The sequence below is a fragment of the Shimia sp. genome (genome assembly GCF_049116215.1).
In the GTDB taxonomy this organism is placed as follows: Bacteria; Pseudomonadota; Alphaproteobacteria; order Rhodobacterales; family Rhodobacteraceae; genus Shimia.
Genome location: NZ_JAGDZB010000006.1, coordinates 66,965 through 87,409, shown reverse-complemented (window position 1 = coordinate 87,409; position 20,445 = coordinate 66,965). Strand labels below are relative to the sequence as shown.

General features: G+C 58.3%; 30 protein-coding genes. 16 read left to right on the top strand and 14 right to left on the bottom strand.

The features are described 5' to 3' along the window. The first annotated feature begins 92 nt into the window (after positions 1-92). On the top strand, positions 93-620 hold the full coding sequence (locus JXR15_RS16990; RefSeq protein ID WP_422054392.1) for a c-type cytochrome: 528 nt from the start codon (positions 93-95) through the stop codon (positions 618-620). An 82-nt stretch (positions 621-702) separates the two neighbouring features. Here JXR15_RS16990 and JXR15_RS16985 read toward each other — a convergent pair whose 3' ends face one another. After that, the gene (locus JXR15_RS16985; RefSeq protein ID WP_422054391.1) at positions 703-993 is read right to left on the bottom strand and encodes a DUF1330 domain-containing protein; all 291 of its coding nucleotides are present in this window, start codon (positions 991-993) and stop codon (positions 703-705) included. 86 nt (positions 994-1,079) lie between these two features. Here JXR15_RS16985 and JXR15_RS16980 point away from each other — a divergent pair, with 86 nt between their 5' ends. Next, complete coding sequence (locus JXR15_RS16980) at positions 1,080-1,490, top strand: winged helix-turn-helix transcriptional regulator (protein ID WP_422054390.1); 411 nt, start codon at positions 1,080-1,082, stop codon at positions 1,488-1,490. On the opposite strand, the gene JXR15_RS16975 is transcribed toward JXR15_RS16980, so the two are convergent. After that, entirely contained in the window at positions 1,487-1,975 is a 489-nt protein-coding gene (locus tag JXR15_RS16975) for a dual specificity protein phosphatase family protein (RefSeq protein ID WP_422054389.1), read from the bottom strand. The genes JXR15_RS16980 and JXR15_RS16975 overlap by 4 nt on opposite strands. A gap of 161 nt (positions 1,976-2,136) precedes the next feature. Here JXR15_RS16975 and JXR15_RS16970 point away from each other — a divergent pair, with 161 nt between their 5' ends. The 3 genes from JXR15_RS16970 to recR all read left to right on the top strand — a co-directional run bounded on the left by JXR15_RS16970 (position 2,137) and on the right by recR (position 5,015). Beyond that, a complete protein-coding gene (locus JXR15_RS16970) occupies positions 2,137-3,915 on the top strand; it encodes a DNA polymerase III subunit gamma/tau (RefSeq protein WP_422054388.1) in 1,779 nt (592 codons plus the stop codon). 98 nt (positions 3,916-4,013) lie between these two features. Then, positions 4,014-4,358: a YbaB/EbfC family nucleoid-associated protein gene (locus JXR15_RS16965; protein WP_422054387.1), complete on the top strand. Its 345-nt coding sequence runs from the start codon at positions 4,014-4,016 to the stop codon at positions 4,356-4,358. Positions 4,359-4,424: 66 nt separating this feature from the next. Beyond that, positions 4,425-5,015 carry a recombination mediator RecR gene (gene recR, locus JXR15_RS16960; RefSeq protein WP_422054386.1) on the top strand — a complete coding sequence of 197 codons (591 nt, stop codon included), beginning with the start codon at positions 4,425-4,427 and terminating at the stop codon, positions 5,013-5,015. A 69-nt stretch (positions 5,016-5,084) separates the two neighbouring features. Here the strand turns inward: recR and JXR15_RS16955 are convergent, their stop codons facing one another. Further along, entirely contained in the window at positions 5,085-5,840 is a 756-nt protein-coding gene (locus JXR15_RS16955) for a DUF1013 domain-containing protein (RefSeq protein ID WP_422054385.1), read from the bottom strand. A 154-nt stretch (positions 5,841-5,994) separates the two neighbouring features. Here JXR15_RS16955 and JXR15_RS16950 point away from each other — a divergent pair, with 154 nt between their 5' ends. Beyond that, positions 5,995-6,633 carry a ribonuclease T2 family protein gene (locus JXR15_RS16950; RefSeq protein ID WP_422054384.1) on the top strand — a complete coding sequence of 213 codons (639 nt, stop codon included), beginning with the start codon at positions 5,995-5,997 and terminating at the stop codon, positions 6,631-6,633. A gap of 3 nt (positions 6,634-6,636) precedes the next feature. On the opposite strand, the gene JXR15_RS16945 is transcribed toward JXR15_RS16950, so the two are convergent. The 7 genes from JXR15_RS16945 to JXR15_RS16915 form a co-directional block, all read right to left on the bottom strand. After that, positions 6,637-7,020 (bottom strand): hypothetical protein, encoded by a 384-nt coding sequence (locus tag JXR15_RS16945; RefSeq protein ID WP_422054383.1) that lies wholly within the window; start codon positions 7,018-7,020, stop codon positions 6,637-6,639. A 134-nt stretch (positions 7,021-7,154) separates the two neighbouring features. Continuing rightward, positions 7,155-7,718 carry a F0F1 ATP synthase subunit B gene (locus JXR15_RS16940; RefSeq protein ID WP_422054382.1) on the bottom strand — a complete coding sequence of 188 codons (564 nt, stop codon included), beginning with the start codon at positions 7,716-7,718 and terminating at the stop codon, positions 7,155-7,157. 5 nt (positions 7,719-7,723) lie between these two features. Beyond that, positions 7,724-8,245, bottom strand: coding sequence for a F0F1 ATP synthase subunit B' (locus tag JXR15_RS16935; RefSeq protein ID WP_422054381.1), 522 nt, complete (start codon positions 8,243-8,245; stop codon positions 7,724-7,726). Between the two features lie 81 nt (positions 8,246-8,326). Beyond that, positions 8,327-8,551 carry a F0F1 ATP synthase subunit C gene (locus tag JXR15_RS16930; protein ID WP_299425534.1) on the bottom strand — a complete coding sequence of 75 codons (225 nt, stop codon included), beginning with the start codon at positions 8,549-8,551 and terminating at the stop codon, positions 8,327-8,329. A 55-nt stretch (positions 8,552-8,606) separates the two neighbouring features. Further along, positions 8,607-9,314 (bottom strand): F0F1 ATP synthase subunit A, encoded by a 708-nt coding sequence (locus JXR15_RS16925; RefSeq protein ID WP_422054716.1) that lies wholly within the window; start codon positions 9,312-9,314, stop codon positions 8,607-8,609. Between the two features lie 53 nt (positions 9,315-9,367). Beyond that, on the bottom strand, positions 9,368-9,697 hold the full coding sequence (locus tag JXR15_RS16920; RefSeq protein ID WP_422054380.1) for an AtpZ/AtpI family protein: 330 nt from the start codon (positions 9,695-9,697) through the stop codon (positions 9,368-9,370). 185 nt (positions 9,698-9,882) lie between these two features. Beyond that, positions 9,883-10,797, bottom strand: a complete 915-nt coding sequence (locus tag JXR15_RS16915) for a LysR family transcriptional regulator (protein ID WP_422054379.1) — start codon at positions 10,795-10,797, stop codon at positions 9,883-9,885. A gap of 417 nt (positions 10,798-11,214) precedes the next feature. On the opposite strand from JXR15_RS16915, the gene JXR15_RS16910 reads away from it, so the two are divergent. Continuing rightward, positions 11,215-11,562, top strand: coding sequence for an ArsR/SmtB family transcription factor (locus JXR15_RS16910; RefSeq protein WP_422054378.1), 348 nt, complete (start codon positions 11,215-11,217; stop codon positions 11,560-11,562). Here the strand turns inward: JXR15_RS16910 and JXR15_RS16905 are convergent. From JXR15_RS16905 to JXR15_RS16895, 3 genes are all read right to left on the bottom strand, one after another. Next, positions 11,528-12,028, bottom strand: coding sequence for a ClbS/DfsB family four-helix bundle protein (locus JXR15_RS16905; protein ID WP_422054377.1), 501 nt, complete (start codon positions 12,026-12,028; stop codon positions 11,528-11,530). The two genes, JXR15_RS16910 and JXR15_RS16905, sit on opposite strands and share 35 nt — an antisense overlap. A gap of 128 nt (positions 12,029-12,156) precedes the next feature. After that, a complete protein-coding gene (locus tag JXR15_RS16900; RefSeq protein WP_422054376.1) occupies positions 12,157-13,038 on the bottom strand; it encodes a DMT family transporter in 882 nt (293 codons plus the stop codon). After that, on the bottom strand, positions 13,035-13,919 hold the full coding sequence (locus JXR15_RS16895) for a LysR family transcriptional regulator (RefSeq protein WP_422054375.1): 885 nt from the start codon (positions 13,917-13,919) through the stop codon (positions 13,035-13,037). The genes JXR15_RS16900 and JXR15_RS16895 overlap by 4 nt, the downstream gene beginning before the upstream one ends. A 123-nt stretch (positions 13,920-14,042) precedes the next feature. Here JXR15_RS16895 and JXR15_RS16890 point away from each other — a divergent pair, with 123 nt between their 5' ends. Then, positions 14,043-14,588 carry an FMN-dependent NADH-azoreductase gene (locus tag JXR15_RS16890; protein WP_422054374.1) on the top strand — a complete coding sequence of 182 codons (546 nt, stop codon included), beginning with the start codon at positions 14,043-14,045 and terminating at the stop codon, positions 14,586-14,588. A gap of 65 nt (positions 14,589-14,653) precedes the next feature. Here JXR15_RS16890 and JXR15_RS16885 read toward each other — a convergent pair whose 3' ends face one another. Further along, complete coding sequence (locus JXR15_RS16885; protein ID WP_422054373.1) at positions 14,654-15,190, bottom strand: prolyl-tRNA synthetase associated domain-containing protein; 537 nt, start codon at positions 15,188-15,190, stop codon at positions 14,654-14,656. Positions 15,191-15,379: 189 nt separating this feature from the next. On the opposite strand from JXR15_RS16885, the gene JXR15_RS16880 reads away from it, so the two are divergent. From JXR15_RS16880 to JXR15_RS16845, 8 genes are all read left to right on the top strand, one after another. After that, positions 15,380-15,808: a hypothetical protein gene (locus tag JXR15_RS16880; RefSeq protein ID WP_422054372.1), complete on the top strand. Its 429-nt coding sequence runs from the start codon at positions 15,380-15,382 to the stop codon at positions 15,806-15,808. A 158-nt stretch (positions 15,809-15,966) separates the two neighbouring features. Then, positions 15,967-17,490: a signal recognition particle protein gene (ffh, locus tag JXR15_RS16875; protein WP_422054371.1), complete on the top strand. Its 1,524-nt coding sequence runs from the start codon at positions 15,967-15,969 to the stop codon at positions 17,488-17,490. Next, positions 17,490-17,825, top strand: coding sequence for an NIPSNAP family protein (locus JXR15_RS16870; protein ID WP_422054370.1), 336 nt, complete (start codon positions 17,490-17,492; stop codon positions 17,823-17,825). The genes ffh and JXR15_RS16870 overlap by 1 nt, the downstream gene beginning before the upstream one ends. Next, a complete protein-coding gene (locus JXR15_RS16865) occupies positions 17,825-18,412 on the top strand; it encodes a GNAT family N-acetyltransferase (protein WP_422054369.1) in 588 nt (195 codons plus the stop codon). The genes JXR15_RS16870 and JXR15_RS16865 overlap by 1 nt, the downstream gene beginning before the upstream one ends. Next, the gene (locus JXR15_RS16860; protein ID WP_422054715.1) at positions 18,412-18,957 is read left to right on the top strand and encodes a GNAT family N-acetyltransferase; all 546 of its coding nucleotides are present in this window, start codon (positions 18,412-18,414) and stop codon (positions 18,955-18,957) included. Before JXR15_RS16865 ends, JXR15_RS16860 begins: the two co-directional genes overlap by 1 nt. Continuing rightward, positions 18,954-19,475, top strand: a complete 522-nt coding sequence (locus JXR15_RS16855; protein WP_422054368.1) for a GNAT family N-acetyltransferase — start codon at positions 18,954-18,956, stop codon at positions 19,473-19,475. The genes JXR15_RS16860 and JXR15_RS16855 overlap by 4 nt, the downstream gene beginning before the upstream one ends. Then, positions 19,475-20,080, top strand: coding sequence for a GNAT family N-acetyltransferase (locus JXR15_RS16850; RefSeq protein ID WP_422054367.1), 606 nt, complete (start codon positions 19,475-19,477; stop codon positions 20,078-20,080). The genes JXR15_RS16855 and JXR15_RS16850 overlap by 1 nt, the downstream gene beginning before the upstream one ends. Further along, entirely contained in the window at positions 20,073-20,369 is a 297-nt protein-coding gene (locus JXR15_RS16845; RefSeq protein WP_422054366.1) for a chorismate mutase, read from the top strand. The genes JXR15_RS16850 and JXR15_RS16845 overlap by 8 nt, the downstream gene beginning before the upstream one ends. The last annotated feature ends 76 nt before the right edge of the window (positions 20,370-20,445 follow it).

Below are 20,445 nucleotides of genomic sequence, written 5' to 3'. Positions count from 1 at the left end.
ACCGAGGGCGTTTCGTCGCGGTAACTATACCTTGCGTTCGCTTAGGGGAAGCGGATAGATAGCCGACAAACGCCACGAGACGGAAACGTAGCATGTTCGACACGATGACAATGACCAAGGTAGTAGGCGCCCTCTGTGGGGCTCTGCTGGTATTCCTGCTGGGCGGCTGGGCCGCTGAAATCCTGTACCACACCGGCCCCAAAGGCCACGGTGACGATCACGCCCAACAGGCCTATGTGATCGAAGTGGAGGGCGGCGATGATGCCGGTGCCGCAGTCGAAGAAGGTCCTTCTCTGGAAGAACTGCTGGCCGCTGCGGACGTCGACAAAGGCGCCAAGGTCTTCAGCAAGTGTAAAGCCTGCCACAAGCTGGACGATGGTGCGAACGGCACCGGCCCTCATCTCTACGGTGTGGTTGACCGCGCGGTGGATTCGGTTCCCGGCTTCGCCTACTCTGGTGCCCTGGAAGCGGTTGCCGACACGTGGTCCAACGAAAACCTGGATCACTTCCTGGCCAACCCAAAAGGCTTTGCTCCGGGCACCAAGATGTCTTTCTCTGGTCTGAAGAAGGCCACCGACCGCGCCAACCTGATTGCCTATCTGGCAACCATCGGCGGCTAAGTTTTACCGACATTGGAAATTGTTTAGGACCGCAGCTTAGGCTGCGGTCCTTTTCTTTTGATCGACGGACATTGCCCATTGCTCACAGCCCGGCAAACACCGCCATGTCGTTTTTGGCCACCCGATCCAGAATATCCTTATACGGCTTGTGCTCAGGGCTGTCGTAATAGGACAGAGCCGCCTCCTTGGTGGGAAACTCCACCAAAATCACTTTGCCCTCAGGCAATGCGCCCTCTTTCACAGTGATGTCTTCGGTCACGGCAAGGGGACGCCCGCCAAAATCCAACAACACTTGATGTGCACCGGGTAAGTAGTCCTTTGCGTGGGCCTCGGCGTCTTCCACTCGCAAAAATGTAAGCAGGTAAGCTGGCATGATCTGTTCCTTTTCTGGTGTTTGTCAGTCTCACAACCAATGTGTTATCTAGGAACCAGATGGCAATTAGGCACCTTGAGGTAACCATGGAAAAAACTTCGTCTTTCACCATCAGCCGAGATGAATATGACCTGAAGTGCGCCACCCGTCAGACCTTCGAAATCCTATCTGACAAATGGGTTCCAGGCCTGATCTACCTGCTGTCGCGCGGCTCGCACCGTCCCGGCGAGTTGCTGCGTAGGCTGGATGGACTTTCCAAAAAAATGCTGACCCAAACGCTACGCAATCTGGAACAATGGGGCGTCGTGCACAGGCAAGTCTTCGACGTGATCCCGCCACATGTGGAGTATTCTTTGACGCCGCTGGGCCAGACCTTCGTGGAGCCAATTGCGCTCCTACACGGATGGGCGCAAAGCCACAAAACCGAGGTTGGAGAGGTGTTCGCCCTGCAACAAGCGGCTCGCCGCGCCAAAGCCGCAGAAACCACCAAAGGCTAAAAGTCTTTGGTCGCCCAGGCCAATTGTGCATCCGTCTCGACGGCGCAGGGCCGCACGGCACGTAGCTGTGCCAGTGCCTCGTCAGCCGCACCTCCCGCCTCCAGCATCAAGCGCAACACCAGCATCCCAGATCGCCCACAGCCGCCACGACAATGCACCAACACACGTCCTCCAGCTTGCAACGTCTGATGAGCAACCTGTGACAGCACGGCCCACTGTGGCGCGACGGCACTGTCGGGCACCCCAAAATCCTGGATCGGGAAATGCTCCCACGCGATACCTGCTTGTTTGAGAAGGTCTGGTAGCTCTCCAGCCCCCAAATTCTGCATTTCCGCGCCCTCTGTGGCGCTGATCACCAACGACGCGCCCCACTGGGCAATCGCATCCACATCGGCCTGCAAATCGCCCGCGGCACCCGGCACCGGCGCCAACGCCAACGCCAACTTACCGCCACCGACATCCACCGCGAAAACCTCAAACCCCATGTCTTCCCCCCATTTTCAAGCGCCAGAGCGCTGTTTGCGGCCCGCAACCCAGCCTGTCCACCCGCATATCCGGTGGACGCGCCGCCTTCGCCCGCATAACCTGCGCCAGACCACGCACAGGGGCCAGTCGAATCTGCGACCCCGCAACTTTCAGGACGGCCATGACTGACACTCCCGACACCGCCTATCAGGTTCTCGCGCGCAAATATCGCCCCGAAACCTTTGCGGATCTCGTGGGACAGGACGCCATGGTTCGCACCCTGAAAAACGCCTTTGAGGCCGATCGAATTGCGCAGGCCTTTGTCATGACCGGCATCCGCGGCACCGGCAAAACCACCACAGCACGGATCATCGCCAAAGGCATGAACTGCATTGGCCCCGATGGCGGCTCCGGCCCCACCACCGAGCCTTGCGGCGTCTGTGAGCACTGCACCGCCATTATGGAAGGCCGCCACGTTGACGTGATGGAGATGGACGCCGCCTCCCGCACCGGCGTGAACGACATCCGCGAAATCATCGATTCTGTGCACTACCGGGCGGCTTCTGCGCGCTACAAAATCTACATCATCGATGAGGTGCACATGTTGTCCACCAGCGCGTTCAACGCGCTGCTGAAAACGCTGGAAGAACCGCCAGCCCATGTGAAGTTCATCTTCGCCACCACCGAGATCCGCAAGGTTCCGGTGACCGTGCTCTCACGCTGCCAACGCTTTGATCTGCGCCGGATTGAACCGGAAGACATGATTGGTCTGCTCAACCGCATTGCCAGCTCCGAAGGTGCTGAAATTGCAGATGATGCGCTGGCGTTGATCACCCGTGCTGCCGAAGGCTCCGCTCGAGACGCAACCTCTCTACTGGACCAGGCCATCTCTCACGGTGCTGGGGAAACCACCGCCGATCAGGTCCGCGCCATGCTGGGGCTGGCGGACCGGGGCCGCGTGCTTGATCTGTTTGACATGATCTTGCGCGGCGATGCCGGTGGGGCACTCAACGAACTCTCCGCTCAATACGCCGCCGGGGCCGATCCCATGGCCATCCTGCGCGACTTGGCGGAGATCACCCATTGGGTCTCTGTTGTGAAGATCACACCGGAAGCCGCGGAAGACCCCACCGTCAGCCCGGATGAACGCGCCCGCGGTCAGTCCATGGCCACTGACCTGCCGATGCGTGTGCTCACCCGCATGTGGCAGATGCTGCTGAAAGCACTGGAAGAAGTGGCCGCAGCCCCGAACGCCATGATGGCCGCAGAAATGGCCATCATCCGCCTGACCCATGTCGCCGACCTGCCCAGCCCCGAAGAACTGGTGCGCAAACTGCAAGACACGCCCCCTCCCCCCGCACCACCCAACGGTGGTGGCGGCGGCTACGGTGGTGGACCAGGCGCGGTCAGCACCAATGCACAGGGTGGACCAATGGGCGGTGGCAATGGCCCCATGCATGGTGCGCCAACAGCTCGCGCCGGCGGCGGTACCGTCACAGCCCTGGCCGTGCAGAACGATGCCGCTCTGGCCAAATATCCAACTTTCGAACACGTGGTAGAACTGATCCGTCAGCGCCGAGACGGCGTGCTGCGCGTGCATGTCGAAGAATACGTGCGCCTCGCCAACTACCAACCTGGCCGTATCGAGTTTCAGCCCGCGCCCGGTGCCCCCAACGATCTGGCGCAAAAACTCGGCAGCCAGCTGCAACGCTGGACCGGCACCCGCTGGGCGGTGATTTTGGTGAACGAAGGCGGTGCGCCTTCGATTGCCGAAATCCGCGACGCCGCGAAAAACGAAATGCGCGAACAGGCTCTGGCTCATCCGTTGGTACAGGCCGTGATGGAAGCTTTTCCCAAATCCAAGATCAAAGAGATCAAATCCCGGCGCGAGTTGGCCAACGAAGCCCTCGCAGAAGCGCTGCCCGAGGTCGAAGACGAATGGGATCCGTTTGAGGAGTGAGCCACTCTGGCGCTTAACGCTATTTGCCATCAAACCCTTGTTTATAAGCCACCTGATCCGTATCTAGGCGGCAAGCAATCACACTCAGGAGAGACCCAATGCTCAAAGGACTCGGCAACCTCGGCGACATGGCCGGCATGATGAAAAAAGCCCAGGAAATGCAATCCAAGATGACCGAGATGCAGGACGAGCTGCACAACATCATGGTTGTCGGCGAAAGTGGCGCAGGCCTCGTGAAGGCCACCGCCTCTGCCAAAGGTGAGCTGAAAGCATTGGACATCGATCCGTCGATCTTCAATGGCGACGACAAAGAAGTGGTCGAAGACCTGATCCTCGCAGCCATCAAAGACGCCCAGACCAAAGCCAGCGACCGCGCACAGGAAGAGCTGGGCAAAATCACTTCCGAGCTTGGCCTGCCAGCGGACATGAAACTGCCGTTTTAAGAAACGTGTGTTCCGGGTTGGTTCTTGCTATAACCAGTCTAAATGGTTGCCAGAAAAGGCCCGGACATGAGCAGTTCCGAAATTGATACCTTAATTGACATGATGGCCAAGCTCCCCGGGCTTGGCCCGCGCTCTGCGCGGCGCGCGGTGTTGCACCTGATCCGCAAACGCGCGCTGCTGCTCACGCCGCTGTCAGACGCCATGCTACAAGTCGCTGCCACCGCACGTGAGTGCCTGAACTGCGGCAACGTGGGCACCTCGGATATCTGTGACATCTGCGCGTCTGAGAAACGCGCCACCGGTGTGCTCTGCGTGGTCGAAGACGTCGCTGACCTCTGGGCCATGGAACGCGCGCAAGTGTTTGACGGCCGCTACCACGTGCTGGGCGGCACCCTCTCCGCTCTGGAGGGCGTCGGCCCAGAAGAGCTCTCTATCCCCCGCTTGATGGACCGTGTCGTCAGCGAAGGCATCTCTGAGGTTATTCTCGCACTCAATGCCACCGTGGATGGTCAGACCACCGCACACTACATTGCCGACCAATTGGAGGAGCAGGTGCGCCTGACATCGCTGGCGCAGGGCGTCCCGGTAGGGGGCGAGCTGGACTACCTCGACGAAGGCACCATCAGCGCAGCTCTGATGGCCCGCAAAACTCTCTGACCACCACCAAAATGCAAAAGGCCGCGCTGGGTAAGCACGGCCTTCCAATCTTGAATTGTGTTGCAGCGCTTACCGCGGCTGTTCTTCCTCATCACCACCCGGCAGGTTGAAGAAGCTGTCCGCGTCCGCGAAGTCATCGTCCGAACGCTTGTCGCTGTCGTCTTCGTCGTCATCCGCCAGGGAGAAAGTCTCCAGACCTTCAATCGAGGTTGGCATCTTCGGCTCCGCGTCCATCTCCAGCGATTGCTCGGTGGACACCAGCTTGCGACGCTCGTCATCCGACATCACAACGCCTTCGGCAGCGCGCTTCGCTGCGGCTTTCTGAACCGCGGCATCAAGCTCAGACTGTTTACACAGGCCCAGAGCCACCGGGTCAATCGGCTGGATGTTGGCAATGTTCCAGTGAGTACGCTCCCGAATCGCCTGGATGGTTGGCTTGGTGGTGCCCACCAGCTTGCTCACCTGACCGTCAGACAGTTCCGGGTGGAACTTCACCAGCCACAAGATAGACGCTGGGCGATCCTGACGCTTGGACAGCGGGGTGTAACGTGGGCCACGGCGCTTCTCTTCACCAGACGCCGCAGCGTTGAACTTGAGCTTCAGCTTTGCCAGCGGGTTTTTCTCCGCCGCATCGATGTCCGCCTGAACCAGCTGGTTGTTGGTGATCGGGTCAAAGCCCTTCACGCCTGCAGCCACATCGCCATCTGCGATGCCCTGAATTTCCAGCTCGTGCATGCCAACAAAATCCGCGATCTGTTTGAAGCTGATCGTGGTGTTGTCCACCAGCCAGACGGCAGTGGCTTTGGGGTGCAGCAGCTTGGCCATATCTCTACTCCTTACGACGTTTTTCCCCTGAAAAAAGATACAGATTTCCCGTCGTCTGACTTTTGTCAGACGGCACCGATGGTCTGGCGCGGGTTTCCGTTGTAGGGGAACTTGAGCCCGATATAGTGCGGCTGAACAAAAAAGGAAAGAGTGAATGCGTTCATTGCTGGGTATGGCCCTTGCCCTGTTGGTTTCTGGGCAGGCAATTGCCGACGGCGACAAAGCCAGAGAGTTTGACTATTACGTGCTGGCGTTGAGCTGGTCCCCGAACTGGTGCGCCATCGAAGGTGACGCCAAAGGCAGCCCGCAATGTGACGACAGCGAAGACTTCGGCTGGGTCATGCACGGCCTCTGGCCGCAATATCACCGCGGCTGGCCGTCTCACTGCGTCACATCAGAACGCAATCCACCCCGCCATGTGACCAACGCTATGGCCGATATTATGGGCACCTCCGGTCTGGCTTGGTACCAGTGGAAGAAACACGGCAAATGTTCCGGCCTGTCCGGCGAAGACTATTTCGCCACCGCCCGCAAAGCTTATGAAAGCGTCACACGTCCGGCCGTTTTCCGTAAACTCGACAAAACCGTGAAACTGCCTGCCTCCGTGGTGGAGGACGCCTTCTTGAAAGCGAACCCACAGCTTGAGCCGGACATGCTGACCATCACCTGCCGCGACAGCTTCATTCAGGAAGCCCGCGTGTGCCTGTCCAAAGACCTGGAACCAGTGCCCTGCGGCCGCGACGTGATCAAAGACTGCACGCTTCCTAACGCGCGCTTTGATCCCGTCCGCTAAGCCTTAGACCTTATTGATGCGCAGGGCGCCATTGCGGGCCTCTGCGCATTTTTGTGCGGAGAACTCCGCGCTGTCTGCGCCAGTGTTCACAGCTTTCACCGTCCCCGCGCTGCGGCGCATGTAAAACGGCACAAAGCCCTCTGAGATGCCGGAGCGCGCCATGGCATTCATCTCGCCACAATAGACCCGATCGCCATTGCTCAGCGCCATGATCTCAAAATTCTGAAACCGTGCCTCACCAGGGAGGTCCGTCTGGACCGCCAGCTGGTTTTTGGCCCAATACACCTCGCCCGGCTCCAACGGCGCGGATTTGGTGGACACTTTGGTGGTGCCGCCGGAACAGCCCGTCGCCGCTGCGATCACCAGAAAAATTGCCACTTTATGCATACCTAAACTCCCAGGACGTGCCTCTGTTGACCTGAGAAACACCACGAGAATGCGGCTGAAAGGCGGCAAAAATGCAGAAAACCCGGCCCATTCAGGACCGGGTTTTCTTAAACTTGTTCAGACAGTCAGCAGGCTTAGTGCAGCTTGGCGTCTACTTCAGAGATACCAGCGTCGATCAGCTTGTTGGCTTGCGCCGCTGTCATCTGCTGGGAAATCACGTCGCGGGCTGCGCTGATAGCGACAACAACCGCTTGGTCCCGCACTTCTTTGACAGCCGCAGCTTCTGCCGAAGCAATCTGGTCTTCCGCCGCAGCCAGACGGCGCGCGATGGAGGCTTCCAGATCAACTTTTGCCTGATCTGCTGCCGCCTGAGCTTCGCTCTTGGCGTGCTCTACGATGCGTGCAGCTTGCTCCTGAACTTCTTTCTGTTTGCGCTCATAAGACGCCAGAACCGTCTGGGCTTCCTCACGCAGGGCGCGGGCTTCGTCCAGCTCGGATTTGATGTCATCTGCACGTTTGTCCAGAAGGCCGCCCAGAATGGATGGCACTTTGAAGTACATCAGGATTGCGACAAACAGGATGAAACCCAGTGTCACAATAAAGTCTGTGTTGCGCAGCGAGAAGAATGGACCGCTTGCGGCCAGCGCCGGGGTGGCGCTCAGCGCCATGACAGCTGCAACTGTGGTCAGTTTACGCATGTGTCTTAGCCCTTCATCTGCGCATCAACGGCTTTTGCCACATCCGCATCTTCAGCTTTGCCGCCAAGAGCGGAAACCAATTCAACAGTGGTGGTGTTGGCCACGTCTTTGATGCTTTCCAGCGCACCGGCACGGATATCGGCAATGGCCTTCTCCGACTCGGCAGCCTTCGCTGCAATATCTGCGTCCGCCTTTTCGGTGGCCGCGTTCAGGTCAGCCTGGATCTCCGCTTTGGCTTCGGCAACGATACGTGCTGCTTCGGCTTTGGCGTCGGCGAGAGCTTTGTTGTAAGCCTCTTCCGCTTCCACGGCTTTCGCCTTCAGCTCTTCAGCTGCGGCGATGTCATTTGTAATGGTCCCCTGACGCTCTGCCAGAACCGCAGCGATGCGCGGCAGCGCAATGCGCGACAGGACGAGGTAGATCACAACAAGTGTGATCAGGAGCCAGACCACCTGGTTGCCCCAAAACGAGGGTTCCAGCTGCGGCATTGGATGTACCGCTTCAGCGGCGTTGGTATTGGTCGCCATAGCGTCCTCCTTGGGAACTTCCTGGTTACACTGGGTGAGCGCGTGGCGCCCACCCAGCCGTAAGGATGTATTCCGCTAGGCTTAGACGGCGAACATCAGCAGCAGAGCGATCAGGAACGAGAAGATGCCCAGTGCTTCTGCAAACGCGATGCCGATGAAGAGAGTTGCAGTCTGGGAAGCAGCTGCGGATGGGTTGCGCAGAGCGCCGGCCAGGAAGTTGGCAGCAACGTTACCAACACCAAGTGCTGCGATGCCTGTACCCATGCCTGCGAGACCTGCGCCGATGTGTGCGAGTTGACCTTCCATGAGTGTATCTCCTTACGATTGGAAGTTAATAGATAGAGTTCGAGTTCTGGGACCGTTAGTGCGAAGGATGCAGCGCATCTTTCAGATACACACAGGTCAGAATGGTAAAGACGTAGGCCTGGATGAAGGCAACAAGCACCTCAAGGCCATACATTGCGGTGATCGCGACAACGGACACCGGGCTGATCACAGCCACAGCGGCAAAGCCTGCGAACACTTTGATCACGGCGTGACCGGCCATCACGTTGCCTGCCAGACGAACGCTGTGGCTCACCGGACGAACAAAGTAGGAAATCACTTCGATCACGGCCAGCACCGGACGCAGCGCCAGCGGCGCGCTGGACACCCAGAACAGGCCAAGGAAGCTAGCGCCGTTTTTCACAAAGCCAACAACAGTCACGGTCACAAACACCAGCAGCGCCAGTACGATGGTCACGGCAAAGTGGGATGTGGTTGTGAAGGAGCCAGGGATCAGACCCAGGAAGTTGGACATCACGATGAACATGAACAGGGTCATGATATATGGGAAGAACTTGACGGCGTCTTTGCCGGCCACATCTTCGACCATTTTGTAGATGAAGCCATACGCCAGCTCACCGATGGACTGTCCGCGGCTTGGGATAATCGCGCGACGACGGGTGCCCACAACCATCATGGCAACAACCGCCACAACAGCCAGCGCCATCCACAGGGTGACGTTGGTGATGGTGAACAGACCAACCTCAGTGCCGCCAAACAAAGGCTTCACCAGAAACTGATCCATTGGGTGGAATTCTAGGCCGCCTTGTTCTGCGCCGTGTGCTTCGCTTGCCACGTTCAGTCCCTCTCGTCTCTCTCAGTGGCCTCAGCCACTTGTTTCTTTTCGATCTCTTTGGCGCTGTTCAGCATCGTTTTGACGCCAGCGGCCAGACCAAGCATTGTAAACAGCACCAGAAAGATCGGGATTGTCCCGAACAGGCTGTCCAGCCCGTATCCGATGCCAAATCCGATCCCAAGACCGGAAACCATTTCGATGACCATGCGCCAGGCCAAATTGGCCGCCGAATAGTGCTCATCAGCACGGGGTTTTGGGTCCAGAGCTTTTTTAGCTCCTGCGATCCGTTCCTCCAGACGCTTCATTTGGTCTTTGTGGTCGGCCTCGCTCACGCGCAATTTACCCCTCGCTAACGTTGGCGCATTGCTACGGTGCAGCACGACTTGAGTCAACAGCCGAAAGCGTCATGCCAAAAACACCATAAGCCGTTGAAAATAAAAATAAGTGTTTGGTTTCAGAATTTTCGGCGGACACCCAAAATACCGAAAGACCGGTGTGAGATCGGCAAACAACATATTCAACCAATTGGTTGATGTTTCGCTTTCTCGACCGGCACCCGCAGGTTTTCCGTTGCCTCCAACAACCAGCTCCGGAACAAGCGTGCCGCCTTCTTTCGCTCCGCCTGTGACCCCATGATCAGGCATATCGCACCATCATAAAGCGCATGATCAAAGCACCGGATCAGACGCCCCGCCGCGACATCCCGCTGCGCACAGTCAGAGCCGCCAAGGTACACACCCTGCCCGCACAGGCATGCCTCATACGCCAGCTCCGCCTGCAAGCGCCAGCCGGTCAGGCTCCAAAGCTCGCCGTCCAGCCCCTGTGTTTCCGCCCATAGACGCCAAACATCCGCATTGCGATCGCGAAAGCGACGATACTCCATCAATTGAGAGACCTCTGTCCAACCTTCTGGCCGCAAGGACGGCGCGGCATAGACATACATCGGCAAGTTGCTCACCAAATCAGACGGCACGTCCAACTGACCCTGCTTGGCAAACCGCAAAGCAATGTCCGCCTCATAGTGCTCCACATCCACAAGTGTGCGCGAAGACTCCAACCGCACATCCACCTCTGGATGGCGGGCGTAAAACTCTGACAGCAGTGGCACCAGCACGGATCTGGCAAACCGAGGCTCACAGCTCACCACAATGCGCCCACGCACCGGCCCTGCCAGTTCCTCCGTTGCTTGCGCAATCAACTCCAACCCTGCGCTTGCCTTATCCAGATACGCCCGCCCGGCCGCGGTCAATTCCACCCCCCTCGGCAGATCGCGAAACAGCGCCACCCCCAATTGGTGCTCCAACCCCCGCACATGCCGACTGATCGCGGAATGGCTGACACCAAGCTCTTTGGCCGCCTGACTGAAATTTTCGTGCCGCCCCGCAACTTCAAACGCTTTTAGTGCATTTAATGGTGGCAAACGCGCTGACATCTTAAACTCCCCCAACTCCAAACTCGCAGCGCTTCAGCGCGACCAAACCACCCTACAGGGTTCTCGCAGGAAAACCTGTGCCTTTTTGGCACACATCTGGTGCGCTCTTGGCAATTTTTTCGGGTCAATGTCCCAGATAATTTGAAGAAGTTGTCATTCTGGGAGCTGCATTCATGACTATATCGAACACATCCCCAACTCCCGCCCCTCGATTTTGGGAGCGCGTTAGGGCCGTCTTGATGCAAAAGCTGGTGGTCGCGCAGACGCCCCAAGGGACTATCCCCAATGCCCGCCTTGCACGCGACGCAGGGATAGACCAATGGCCAGCAGATCTTACTGCGCCTGATGTCCAACGCCAAAGACACCCCTATCTGTGATCTCTTCCCCCTGCGCCCCCAAACCGCTAGGAGAGTACACATGTCAAACACGCTAGACACCGTCTTCTCTGCCCTCGCCGACCCGACACGGCGCGAGATTCTCAACATGTTGCTTGAGGATGATATGGCTGTGACCGATGTGGCGGAGCCGTTTGACATATCCCTTGCCGCGATTTCCAAACACCTGATGATCCTGACCAAGGCAGGCTTGATCTCTCAGGAAAAGCGCGGTCGGGTAAAATGGTGCAAGCTGGAGCCGGACGCCTTGCGCGCTGCCTCTGTCTGGATGCAGGGATTTGGCCAATTCGAGCCCGTCAATCTGGACGCCTTTGAACGGTTCCTGGAAACCGAGCTTACGACGCCACCTGGCGCAGACACGCCCGAATAAACTTCGCCGCAGAGCGGTAGTGCGACGAGGCCGCCGCCTCGGCCCAGCGCCCGGTGGTCCAGTTGTTGTTGCCACCCTTCATCGGCTTGCCATAAAGCGCCTCTTGGTCCAGCCCCTCGATCAAGTGATGCCACCGCAAATGCGCAGCCTCAAATTCTGTCTTAGCGCTGTCCCAATCCACATCCTTATGCTTGGCCAACACGTCCGCGTTATACGCTTTAAGCTGGTTCCACTTATAGCCCGGCGCCGGAAAGGCCACGGCTTTGCCCGCTTGCCCGTCGGCATACCAGCCCAAAAACAAATCAATCCAATGCGCTCGATGCACCAGAACATCGCGCATACTCCAATTGTCTTCGTGCTGACACAGCGCCAAGTCCGGCGGCACAGTCGCAATCACATTCTGAAGTTTCTTAAATTCCAAGTCGGCAACGGCCAACAATTCCGCTTTGGTCGTAGCTGCAGGCATAATGCACCTCCCGCTCAAAGATACTTGCCAGCCACACCTTCATCTTTGACGTGAGTCAAGGCAGCTCTCAGGCAAATCTGCCAAGCAGATCGTGTTAGCGCCCTAAAAATCGCTCTAAAAACAGCGCGCTACCCTTCATTTTCAAGCAACATCCAAAGCGCAACACAGGTCAGGCCAATCCCGACCAGCACAAAGCCACTGGGCGCGCCGTGGCTCAGGCCAATCTCCCACAAGATCACCCAGCTGGGCACCAAATAAGTGTAGGCCATGACCTTGGCACTGGGCAGATGCAACGTCGCAAACTGCAACAACACAAAGGTTGCGGCGGAGGCAAACACCGCCAAATAGACAATGGTCCCCCACACAAGTGGTTCCAGCGCCAGCCACTCTGTTGTCCAAAGATCTCGCCAGCCAAAACCGGTCAGGATCACCAACCCGGCAATCAAGGTACCAAATGTGAACACCACCGGCGCCTCACCACGGTTCAGCTTACGCACCATCGGCGTATAGAGCGCGTGCAACATGCAGCCCCAGAAATAGTAGATTTCCCCCTGGCCCACTTCAAACCGCAGAAACGCGTGCCAGTCGGCCCGAAAAATCACCCACAACGCACCAATGCCGCCAATGCCCAGCGCGACAAACATACGTTGGGTGGTGATCTGACGCAGCAGCACCCAGCCAAAGCCAGCCGACATCAAAGGTGTCAAAGTGAACACCGCCGCTGTGCTCACCGGATGCGCGGTCTTCAACCCCTCAAACATCAGCACAAAATACCCCGCAAACAGCCCGCCCAAAATCAGGTAGCGCCAGGGCGCCTGCCACGCGGATTTAGGCAGCCCTTTGGTCACCAGAGCCGCCACCCCTATCACCCCCGCTGCAATCAGAAACCGCACCGCATTGAGCGCCGCAGGCTCCACTGCATTGGCGCTCATTGATCCTAGCGAAAACGAGCCGGCCACCAATGCGGAGAACAGCAACATGGCCAAATGGCCCCGCAGGTGCAGCGTCATCGTGCGCTGACCCAATCCTGCGACCGCTCTTTCAGGAACGTCAAAAACGTCTGCACTTTGATGGTTCGGTGCAAATCCACATGGGTGATAAGGCGCACATTGATGTCCCATTCCGGCTTGGGCGCCAACACCTGCTTTATCGGCTCAGCCGCATCCACATCCCACACCGGCAGGAACCCCAATCCGGCGCCAGAGCGGATGGCCGCTGCAATCGCCCGATCCGACGTTGAGCGGAACACCACGTTTTCCCGCGGCACCTGCGTCTTCAGCCAGCGATAAAATGGCGCACGGCTGTCTGGATTATCATGCCCAACGAAGCGATGGTTCACAAGATCCGCTTCATCTTTGGGCGCTCCATGCTGCGCGATGTAACGATCTGCGGCATAAAGCGCGGCAGGCAATTGCGCCAGTTTCTGTACCACATTGTCCGGCTGCACCTCGCCATCTCCAGCCCGGATCGCCACATGCGCTTCACCATATTCCAGCCGGAACACACGATCGCCAGTCAAAAACCGAACCATCAGATCTGGATGTGCAGCCTGAAACTCTGCCAGAATCGGTGCCACCAGAGGCGCAAACCCGCCCAAGGCTGTGACCACCAATTCACCGGACACATCCGCGCCCCGACCTTTGATACGGCCTTCCAATTGTCCCAGCTGATCGTCCGTGGTTTGCGCCACACGCATCAGGTCTTCGCCCGCTTCCGTTGGCGTATAGCCCCGCGCATGGCGCTGAAACAACTTCACCCCCAGCTGCGTCTCCAGCGCATCAATGTGGCGGATCACCGTGGCATGGTGCACGCCCAAAACCTCCGCTGCGCCGCTCACCGTGCCCAGCCGTGCCACCTGAAACGCCGTGCGCACCTCATCCCAATTCTTCATGTTCTGACCTCACTGCGCTTTGTGCAAATTCAAACACCTCATGCGCATTTGCTGCGATTGCGTGTGAAATTGCAATACCCCATCTTCTCCTCAATCACAGACACGCACCCATGGAGAACCACAATGACCCACACCGTTCTGCACATCGACAGCTCCGCACGCTTCACCGATTCCGCCTCCCGCACCGCCTCTGCGGCGCTGGTCGCTGAGCAAGACGCCAGCCACGTCATCCGCCGCGATCTGGCGGAAACCACGCTGCCATTTTTGGACGAGGCCTTCACCCAGGCCACCTTCACCCCGCCAGAAGCCCGCACCGACGCCCAAAAAGCCGCGCTGGAAATCTCCGACACATTGGTTGCGGAGCTTCAAGCGGCCGACACCATCATCATCGGCGCCGCCATCTACAACTTTTCCATCCCGGCATCGCTGAAGGCCTGGATCGACCAGGTGGCCCGCGCAGGTGTGACTTTTGCCTATTCCGACACCGGCCCCAAAGGTCTGCTCGAAGGCAAAAAAGTCATCGTCACCTTTGCCTCCGGCGGAACGGAAATTGGCTCCGACATCGACTTCGCCTCCAACTACCTGCGCTTTGTGCTGGGTTTCCTGGGCATCACAGATGTGACCGTCCTGAACAAAGACGGTGCAGAAGTGGCTACCAAAGCCGCCTAAACTTCTTCTTGCCAAAAATATCCTTGGGGGAGTTACATCTTGGATGTGACGGGGGCAAAAGCCCCCTACCCCAGCTCCACCATCTCTGGCGCCACATCCAGTTTCACAAAAAACACCCATAGATCGCTGACATCCATCGCCACCGTGCGGTCATTCACCAGCGGATGCATGTAGATCTTCTCGGCATCTTTCACAGCAGCATCAATAAAGAACCGCACGCCGTTTTCGGCCCCATTGACCATCGCCAAAGGCGTCACCGCGCCGGGCCGCACCCCCAGATTCTGCATCAACCGGTCTGCTGATCCAAACGACAAACCGCCGACATCCAGCTGCTTACCAAGCGCCTTCAGATCAATCTCTCGGTCCTGCTCCAGCGTCACCAGATAACTACGCTTCTTCTTGTCGCGCAGATACAGGTTTTTGACCCGAAACGCCGCCTCGCCAGGCACCTCCATCGCATCCTCGACAGACTTAGCGTCCTCCACAGTGCGCAATGGCACATGCTCGTGCAGCACATAGCCCAGCCCCCAGTCCTGAAGCTGCGCCAAAAGCGCATCCGAACTCACCGGCAAGCTGTCCTGAAACTGTGATGATGCATCCATTGTTTTGAAGCCCTTGCTGTATTTGCTTCTCTCGTCCGAACACGCATTCCATTTCTTTGCAACCCAGTGCGCACTAAACCCTTGAATTTTCCGCAACCTCAATGCGAACACTACACCTATGAGAGTGACCCGTAATTCCTCTGAAGGTTTGAGCTTTGAAGCTGGCCCTTCCTGGAGCGCCCTTCCAATTTGCGGGTTTTGGTTCGCGATGGTCTGGCTTTTGACAAAAGCCTCTTCGAAGAACGGACTCTTACCTTCTATTGGTTTGCTTTCACTTTTTCAGCGATGGGTGTGCACAGTGCCTATAGTGCTCTGCAACACAAGACGCTGTCTCTGGTCCCGAATGCCGGCAAAATTGCTCTACGAAGGAAAACGCTGCTTGGCGAACGAAAGGAAGAATACCCTTTACCGGACCTTAAAGTCGCGAAGTTTTCAAGAAAGGAAACTGAGGACGGTAGCCGCTATCTTCTTCATCTGTATTTTCACAACCACGCACCAGCCTACCTTCGCCTGGCGCTCAGTGGCGCAGAAGAAAAGCTGCACGAAGAGATCACCGCGACCATCAACACCTGGCTCGCAAACCACGCCCCTGTTGACTCTGCCCCCCCACAGGCGTAAACGCGCAGCACTTCCGGGAGTCCGTCAAACTTCCGGTCCCAGGCATCATGCCGGGATCGCCCCCCATCAGCGCGTCGCGCCCATGGGGGACATTGGCGTATGGGCGGTTCGCACCTATGTTCGGGCCATGTTTGAAACGGTGAAAGGAACCGGCAGCGATGTTTGAAAATCTAAGCGAACGCCTCTCTGGAGTCTTTGATCGTCTCACCAAGCAAGGTGCCCTGTCTGAGGACGACGTCAAAACCGCCCTGCGCGAGGTGCGCGTTGCCCTTCTGGAAGCTGACGTTTCGCTGCCCGTCGCCCGTGACTTTGTCAAAGCGGTACAGGAAAAAGCCACCGGCCAGGCCGTCACAAAATCCGTGACCCCAGGCCAGCAGGTTGTGAAAATTGTCCACGACGCGTTGAAAGACGTGTTGGCAGGGGATGAAAACGCCGAAACTGGCGCGCTCAAAATTGACAGCCCGCCCGCGCCCATCCTGATGGTCGGTCTGCAGGGTTCTGGTAAAACCACCACCACCGGTAAGCTCGCCAAACGCCTGACCGAAAAAGACGGCAAACGCGTGCTGATGGCCTCTTTGGACATCTATCGCCCGGCCGCGATGCAACAGCTGCAAGTACTCGGCACCCAAATCGGCGTCGACACGCTCCCGATTGTGGCGGGTGAGTCCGCCGTACAGATTGCCAAACGTGCCAAACAGCAGGCCACCTTGGGTGGCTACGACGTATACATGCTCGACACCGCCGGTCGTTTGCAGATCGACGAAGTCTTGATGAAAGAGGTCGAGGACGTGCGCGACGTGGTCAACCCACGCGAAACGCTCCTCGTGGTCGATGGCCTCACCGGTCAAGTCGCTGTGGAAGTGGCCGAAGAGTTTGACGGCAAAATCGGCATCTCCGGCGTCGTCCTGACCCGTATGGACGGTGACGGCCGTGGCGGTGCGGCGCTGTCTATGCGCGCGGTAACCGGCAAACCGATCAAATTTGTCGGCTTGGGCGAAAAGATGGATGCGCTCGAAACCTTCGAGGCGGACCGGATCGCAGGCCGTATTCTGGGTATGGGCGACATCGTTGCGCTGGTAGAAAAAGCTCAGGAAACCATCGAGGCTGAGCAAGCCGAAAAAATGATGAAGCGCTTCCAAAAAGGCCGCTTCAACATGAACGACATGAAAATGCAGCTCGAGCAGATGCAGAAAATGGGCGGCATGGAAGGCATGATGGGCATGCTTCCCGGCATGGCCAAAATGGCCAAAGGCGTTCAGGACGCCGGTTTTGACGACAAAATGATCCTGCGCCAGATCGCCATGATCCAATCCATGACCAAGCTGGAACGCGCCAACCCGCAGCTGCTGCAAGCCTCGCGCAAAAAGCGGATCGCCAAAGGCTCCGGCATGGAGGTCTCCGATCTCAACAAACTTCTGAAGATGCAGCGCCAGATGGGCGACATGATGAAGAAGATGGGCAAAATGGGCAAAGGCGGCATGCTGAAGCAAGCCATGAAAGGCATGGTTGGCAAAGGCGGCGCGGACATGGCCAACATGGACCCGTCCCAGATGGACCCGAAACAGCTTGAAGCCGCCGCCAAAGCGCTTGGTGGCAAAGGCGGCCTGCCGGGCGGTCTTGGTGGTTTGGGTGGCGGCATGGGCCTGCCCCCTGGCCTGTCGGGCTTTGGGAAGAAAAAGTAATGATCACCTGCACCCTCACATATGAGATCGACCCAAATCAGGTCGCGGCCTTTGAGGCCTACGCCAAGGTTTGGATTGGTCTGGTCAACCGGATGGGCGGCACCCATCACGGCTATTGGCTGCCATCTGAGGGGGCCAATGACGTGGCCTATGCGATGTTCTCTTATCCGTCTCTGGCGGCTTACGAAGCCTATCGCACCGCGTCGATGGAAGACCCGGAGTGCCAGAAAGCCTTTGCTTTCGCACAGAAAACCGGCTGCATCCGCCGCTATGACCGCACCTTCACCCGCCCGGTGCTGGACGCCGCGCCGATTGAGGCTCTGGACGCGTTCTGATGACCTTGCACACCACATATCCCTGGGAGGCGCCAGCCACCGGACCTGCCGCCGCACTGGCGACGCAGGTGGAAATGTGTGTGCCCACTCTTGAGACCCCACGTCTGACTCTGCGCCCGATGCGCCTGACGGATTTCTCCACCTTCCACGCCATTCTCTCAAGCGACCGAGCCCTCTTTATGGACGGCCCGTTTGACCGTGACGCAGCCTGGGCCGAGTTCACCCAATGTGTAAGCGGCTGGATGCTGCGCGGCGTCGGCTACTTCGCCATCGTGAAAGGCGACACCGGTGCGATCCTTGGTTTCGTTGGCCTCGGCATGGAATTTGGCGACCGGGAGCATGAGCTGGGCTATTTCCTCACCAAGGACGCCGAGGGTTTTGGCTATGCCACCGAAGCCGCCGAAGCCGTGCGCGACTTTGGTCTGGGCCAGTTGGAACTGCCTTCCTTGGTCAGTTACGTCGATCTGCCCAACACGCAGTCTGCCGCCGTCGCCAAACGCCTCGGTGCCAAACGCGATGCGCAGGCCGAAGCGATATTCCCGGAGCCGGTCCAAGTCTGGCGCCATCAGCTGGAGGCCTACGCATGATGCGCATTGAGATCCCCCAGCTTGAAACCGACCGTCTGATCCTGCGCGGCCCGCAGTTGTCTGACTTTGACGCCATTGCGGCTTTCTTTGCCTCTGACCGCTCCAAATTTGTCGGCGGCCCTATGTCGGCGGAACAAGCCTGGCGCACCTTGGCTTTGGAAGCTGGCCATTGGGCTCTTCGCGGCTATGGCCGCTGGATTGTGGCGGAGCGCGACACAAACGCGCCGGTTGGCAATATCGGCCTGTGGTTCCCGCACGGCTGGCCTGAGCCGGAAATCGGCTGGGACCTGTTTGAAGGTTTTGAAGGCAAAGGCTACGCTACCGAGGCTGCCGCCGCTGCCCGCAGCTACGCCTATGACGTGCTCGGGTGGAACACAGCCATCAGCTTGGTAGACCCAGAGAACACCGCCTCACGTAAGCTGGCGCAACGCATGGGCGCACGTCATGACGGCAACTTCACGCATGAGCGTTTTGGCACCGTGCAAATCTGGCGTCACCTTTCTCCAGACGAACTCGTCAACGGCGGCATGGAGGCCTACGCATGAGTCTTTCCGTGAACATCCCTGTGATCGAAACCGAACGCCTGCGCCTACGTGCGCCACAGCTTTCTGATCTAGACGCCATGACCAAATTCTTCGCGTCTGACCGCAGCCAATATGTTGGCGGCCCACGCGACGAAGCCACAACCTTCATGAGCCTGACCAGCCGGATCGGCCACTGGGTTGTGCGCGAGTACGGCCTTTGGCACTTCGAAGACAAAGCCACCGGCACCTTCATGGGCTGGACCGGCGTCATCAACGCCCCCGGCTGGCATGAGCCAGAACTCGGCTGGAGCGTGATGGAAGCGGGCGAAGGCAAGGGTTACGCCTCTGAGGCCGCAATTGCCGCGCGCGCATACGCAACCGCACACTTCGGCATGCCCCAGTTGATGAGCTACCTGGCCCCGGCCAACGCCCGGTCCATCGCCATGGCCAAACGCCTTGGCGCAACATATGAGCGCGAACATCAGCTGCATGGCAAATCCTGCCATGTCTACCGCCATCCAAAAGTGGAGGCCGCCTGATGCCCACCAAAACCATTCCAATCCTTGAAACCAAACGCCTGATCTTGCGCGGCCCGGAGCCCGAAGATTACCCGAACTTCAAGGCCACCTTCGCCTCCTACCGCTCCCGGTTTATGGGCGGTCCGCTGAATGCTTACGAGACTTGGATGCTCTATGCGGCTGAAATCGGCCACTGGAACATCCGCGGCTACGGCATGTGGATGATCCACGACAAAGAGACCGACGAAACCCTGGGCATGGCGGGCGGCTGGTTCCCTGCCAAATGGCCAGAACGCGAAATCGCCTGGATCATCTGGCCTGAGAAAGCCGGTCACGGCTACGCGCTGGAATCCACCCACGCCGTGCGCCGGTATTTCTACAACGAGCTCGGCTGGGACGGGGCTGTGTCCTACATCGACCCGAAAAACCTCGACTCGATCCGCCTGGCCGAGCGCCTCGGCGCCGTGAAAGACAAATCCGCTCCGTCGGTGGACGGGCATGATGTGGTCTACCGCCACCCCTCGCCCGAAACCCTGGCCTCCTCTCAGATTGGCGACGCCATCGAGATGGAAATAAGCCACTACGCCGACCCGATGTTCAAACCGAAAGGCTACGCACTTGACTGACGACACCCAACGCGCCGCCGACCTGCTGAAAGGCTACCGCGACAGCATCGACCGCCTCGACGCGATCCTCGTCTACACGTTGGGCGAGCGGTTTAAACACACCCAGGCTGTTGGCAAATTAAAAGCCACCCACGACCTTCCCCCGTCTGATCCGGATCGCGAAGCGAACCAGATCGCACGTCTTGAAGATCTTGCGAAGAAGGCCGATCTGGACCCTGAATTCGCCAAGAATTTCCTGAATTTCATCATCGCTGAGGTCATTCAGCACCACAAGAAACATCAGGAATAACAAACCGTTGAGCAGAGCTGCCTCTGTTCTTCGACACCAACCCGCACCGCACTGGTGCAACACTCATGCACCCCGG

Bases quoted from the DNA above. Each gene is read 5' to 3' on its own strand.
- JXR15_RS16940 (WP_422054382.1), bottom strand. From the start codon at position 7,718: ATGCGTAAACTGACCACAGTTGCAGCTGTCATGGCGCTGAGCGCCACC.
- JXR15_RS16935 (WP_422054381.1), bottom strand. From the start codon at position 8,245: ATGGCGACCAATACCAACGCCGCTGAAGCGGTACATCCAATGCCGCAG.
- JXR15_RS16870 (WP_422054370.1), top strand. From the start codon at position 17,490: ATGATCACCTGCACCCTCACATATGAGATCGACCCAAATCAGGTCGCG.
- recR (WP_422054386.1), top strand. From the start codon at position 4,425: ATGAGCAGTTCCGAAATTGATACCTTAATTGACATGATGGCCAAGCTC.
- JXR15_RS16910 (WP_422054378.1), top strand. From the start codon at position 11,215: ATGTCAAACACGCTAGACACCGTCTTCTCTGCCCTCGCCGACCCGACA.
- JXR15_RS16955 (WP_422054385.1), bottom strand. From the start codon at position 5,840: ATGGCCAAGCTGCTGCACCCCAAAGCCACTGCCGTCTGGCTGGTGGAC.
- JXR15_RS16900 (WP_422054376.1), bottom strand. From the start codon at position 13,038: ATGACGCTGCACCTGCGGGGCCATTTGGCCATGTTGCTGTTCTCCGCA.
- JXR15_RS16975 (WP_422054389.1), bottom strand. From the start codon at position 1,975: ATGGGGTTTGAGGTTTTCGCGGTGGATGTCGGTGGCGGTAAGTTGGCG.
- JXR15_RS16860 (WP_422054715.1), top strand. From the start codon at position 18,412: ATGCGCATTGAGATCCCCCAGCTTGAAACCGACCGTCTGATCCTGCGC.
- JXR15_RS16890 (WP_422054374.1), top strand. From the start codon at position 14,043: ATGACCCACACCGTTCTGCACATCGACAGCTCCGCACGCTTCACCGAT.
- JXR15_RS16945 (WP_422054383.1), bottom strand. From the start codon at position 7,020: ATGCATAAAGTGGCAATTTTTCTGGTGATCGCAGCGGCGACGGGCTGT.
- JXR15_RS16865 (WP_422054369.1), top strand. From the start codon at position 17,825: ATGACCTTGCACACCACATATCCCTGGGAGGCGCCAGCCACCGGACCT.
- JXR15_RS16850 (WP_422054367.1), top strand. From the start codon at position 19,475: ATGCCCACCAAAACCATTCCAATCCTTGAAACCAAACGCCTGATCTTG.
- JXR15_RS16925 (WP_422054716.1), bottom strand. From the start codon at position 9,314: ATGGATCAGTTTCTGGTGAAGCCTTTGTTTGGCGGCACTGAGGTTGGT.
- ffh (WP_422054371.1), top strand. From the start codon at position 15,967: ATGTTTGAAAATCTAAGCGAACGCCTCTCTGGAGTCTTTGATCGTCTC.
- JXR15_RS16965 (WP_422054387.1), top strand. From the start codon at position 4,014: ATGCTCAAAGGACTCGGCAACCTCGGCGACATGGCCGGCATGATGAAA.
- JXR15_RS16915 (WP_422054379.1), bottom strand. From the start codon at position 10,797: ATGTCAGCGCGTTTGCCACCATTAAATGCACTAAAAGCGTTTGAAGTT.
- JXR15_RS16905 (WP_422054377.1), bottom strand. From the start codon at position 12,028: ATGCCTGCAGCTACGACCAAAGCGGAATTGTTGGCCGTTGCCGACTTG.
- JXR15_RS16855 (WP_422054368.1), top strand. From the start codon at position 18,954: ATGAGTCTTTCCGTGAACATCCCTGTGATCGAAACCGAACGCCTGCGC.
- JXR15_RS16970 (WP_422054388.1), top strand. From the start codon at position 2,137: ATGACTGACACTCCCGACACCGCCTATCAGGTTCTCGCGCGCAAATAT.
- JXR15_RS16930 (WP_299425534.1), bottom strand. From the start codon at position 8,551: ATGGAAGGTCAACTCGCACACATCGGCGCAGGTCTCGCAGGCATGGGT.
- JXR15_RS16990 (WP_422054392.1), top strand. From the start codon at position 93: ATGTTCGACACGATGACAATGACCAAGGTAGTAGGCGCCCTCTGTGGG.
- JXR15_RS16885 (WP_422054373.1), bottom strand. From the start codon at position 15,190: ATGGATGCATCATCACAGTTTCAGGACAGCTTGCCGGTGAGTTCGGAT.
- JXR15_RS16950 (WP_422054384.1), top strand. From the start codon at position 5,995: ATGCGTTCATTGCTGGGTATGGCCCTTGCCCTGTTGGTTTCTGGGCAG.
- JXR15_RS16980 (WP_422054390.1), top strand. From the start codon at position 1,080: ATGGAAAAAACTTCGTCTTTCACCATCAGCCGAGATGAATATGACCTG.
- JXR15_RS16985 (WP_422054391.1), bottom strand. From the start codon at position 993: ATGCCAGCTTACCTGCTTACATTTTTGCGAGTGGAAGACGCCGAGGCC.
- JXR15_RS16895 (WP_422054375.1), bottom strand. From the start codon at position 13,919: ATGAAGAATTGGGATGAGGTGCGCACGGCGTTTCAGGTGGCACGGCTG.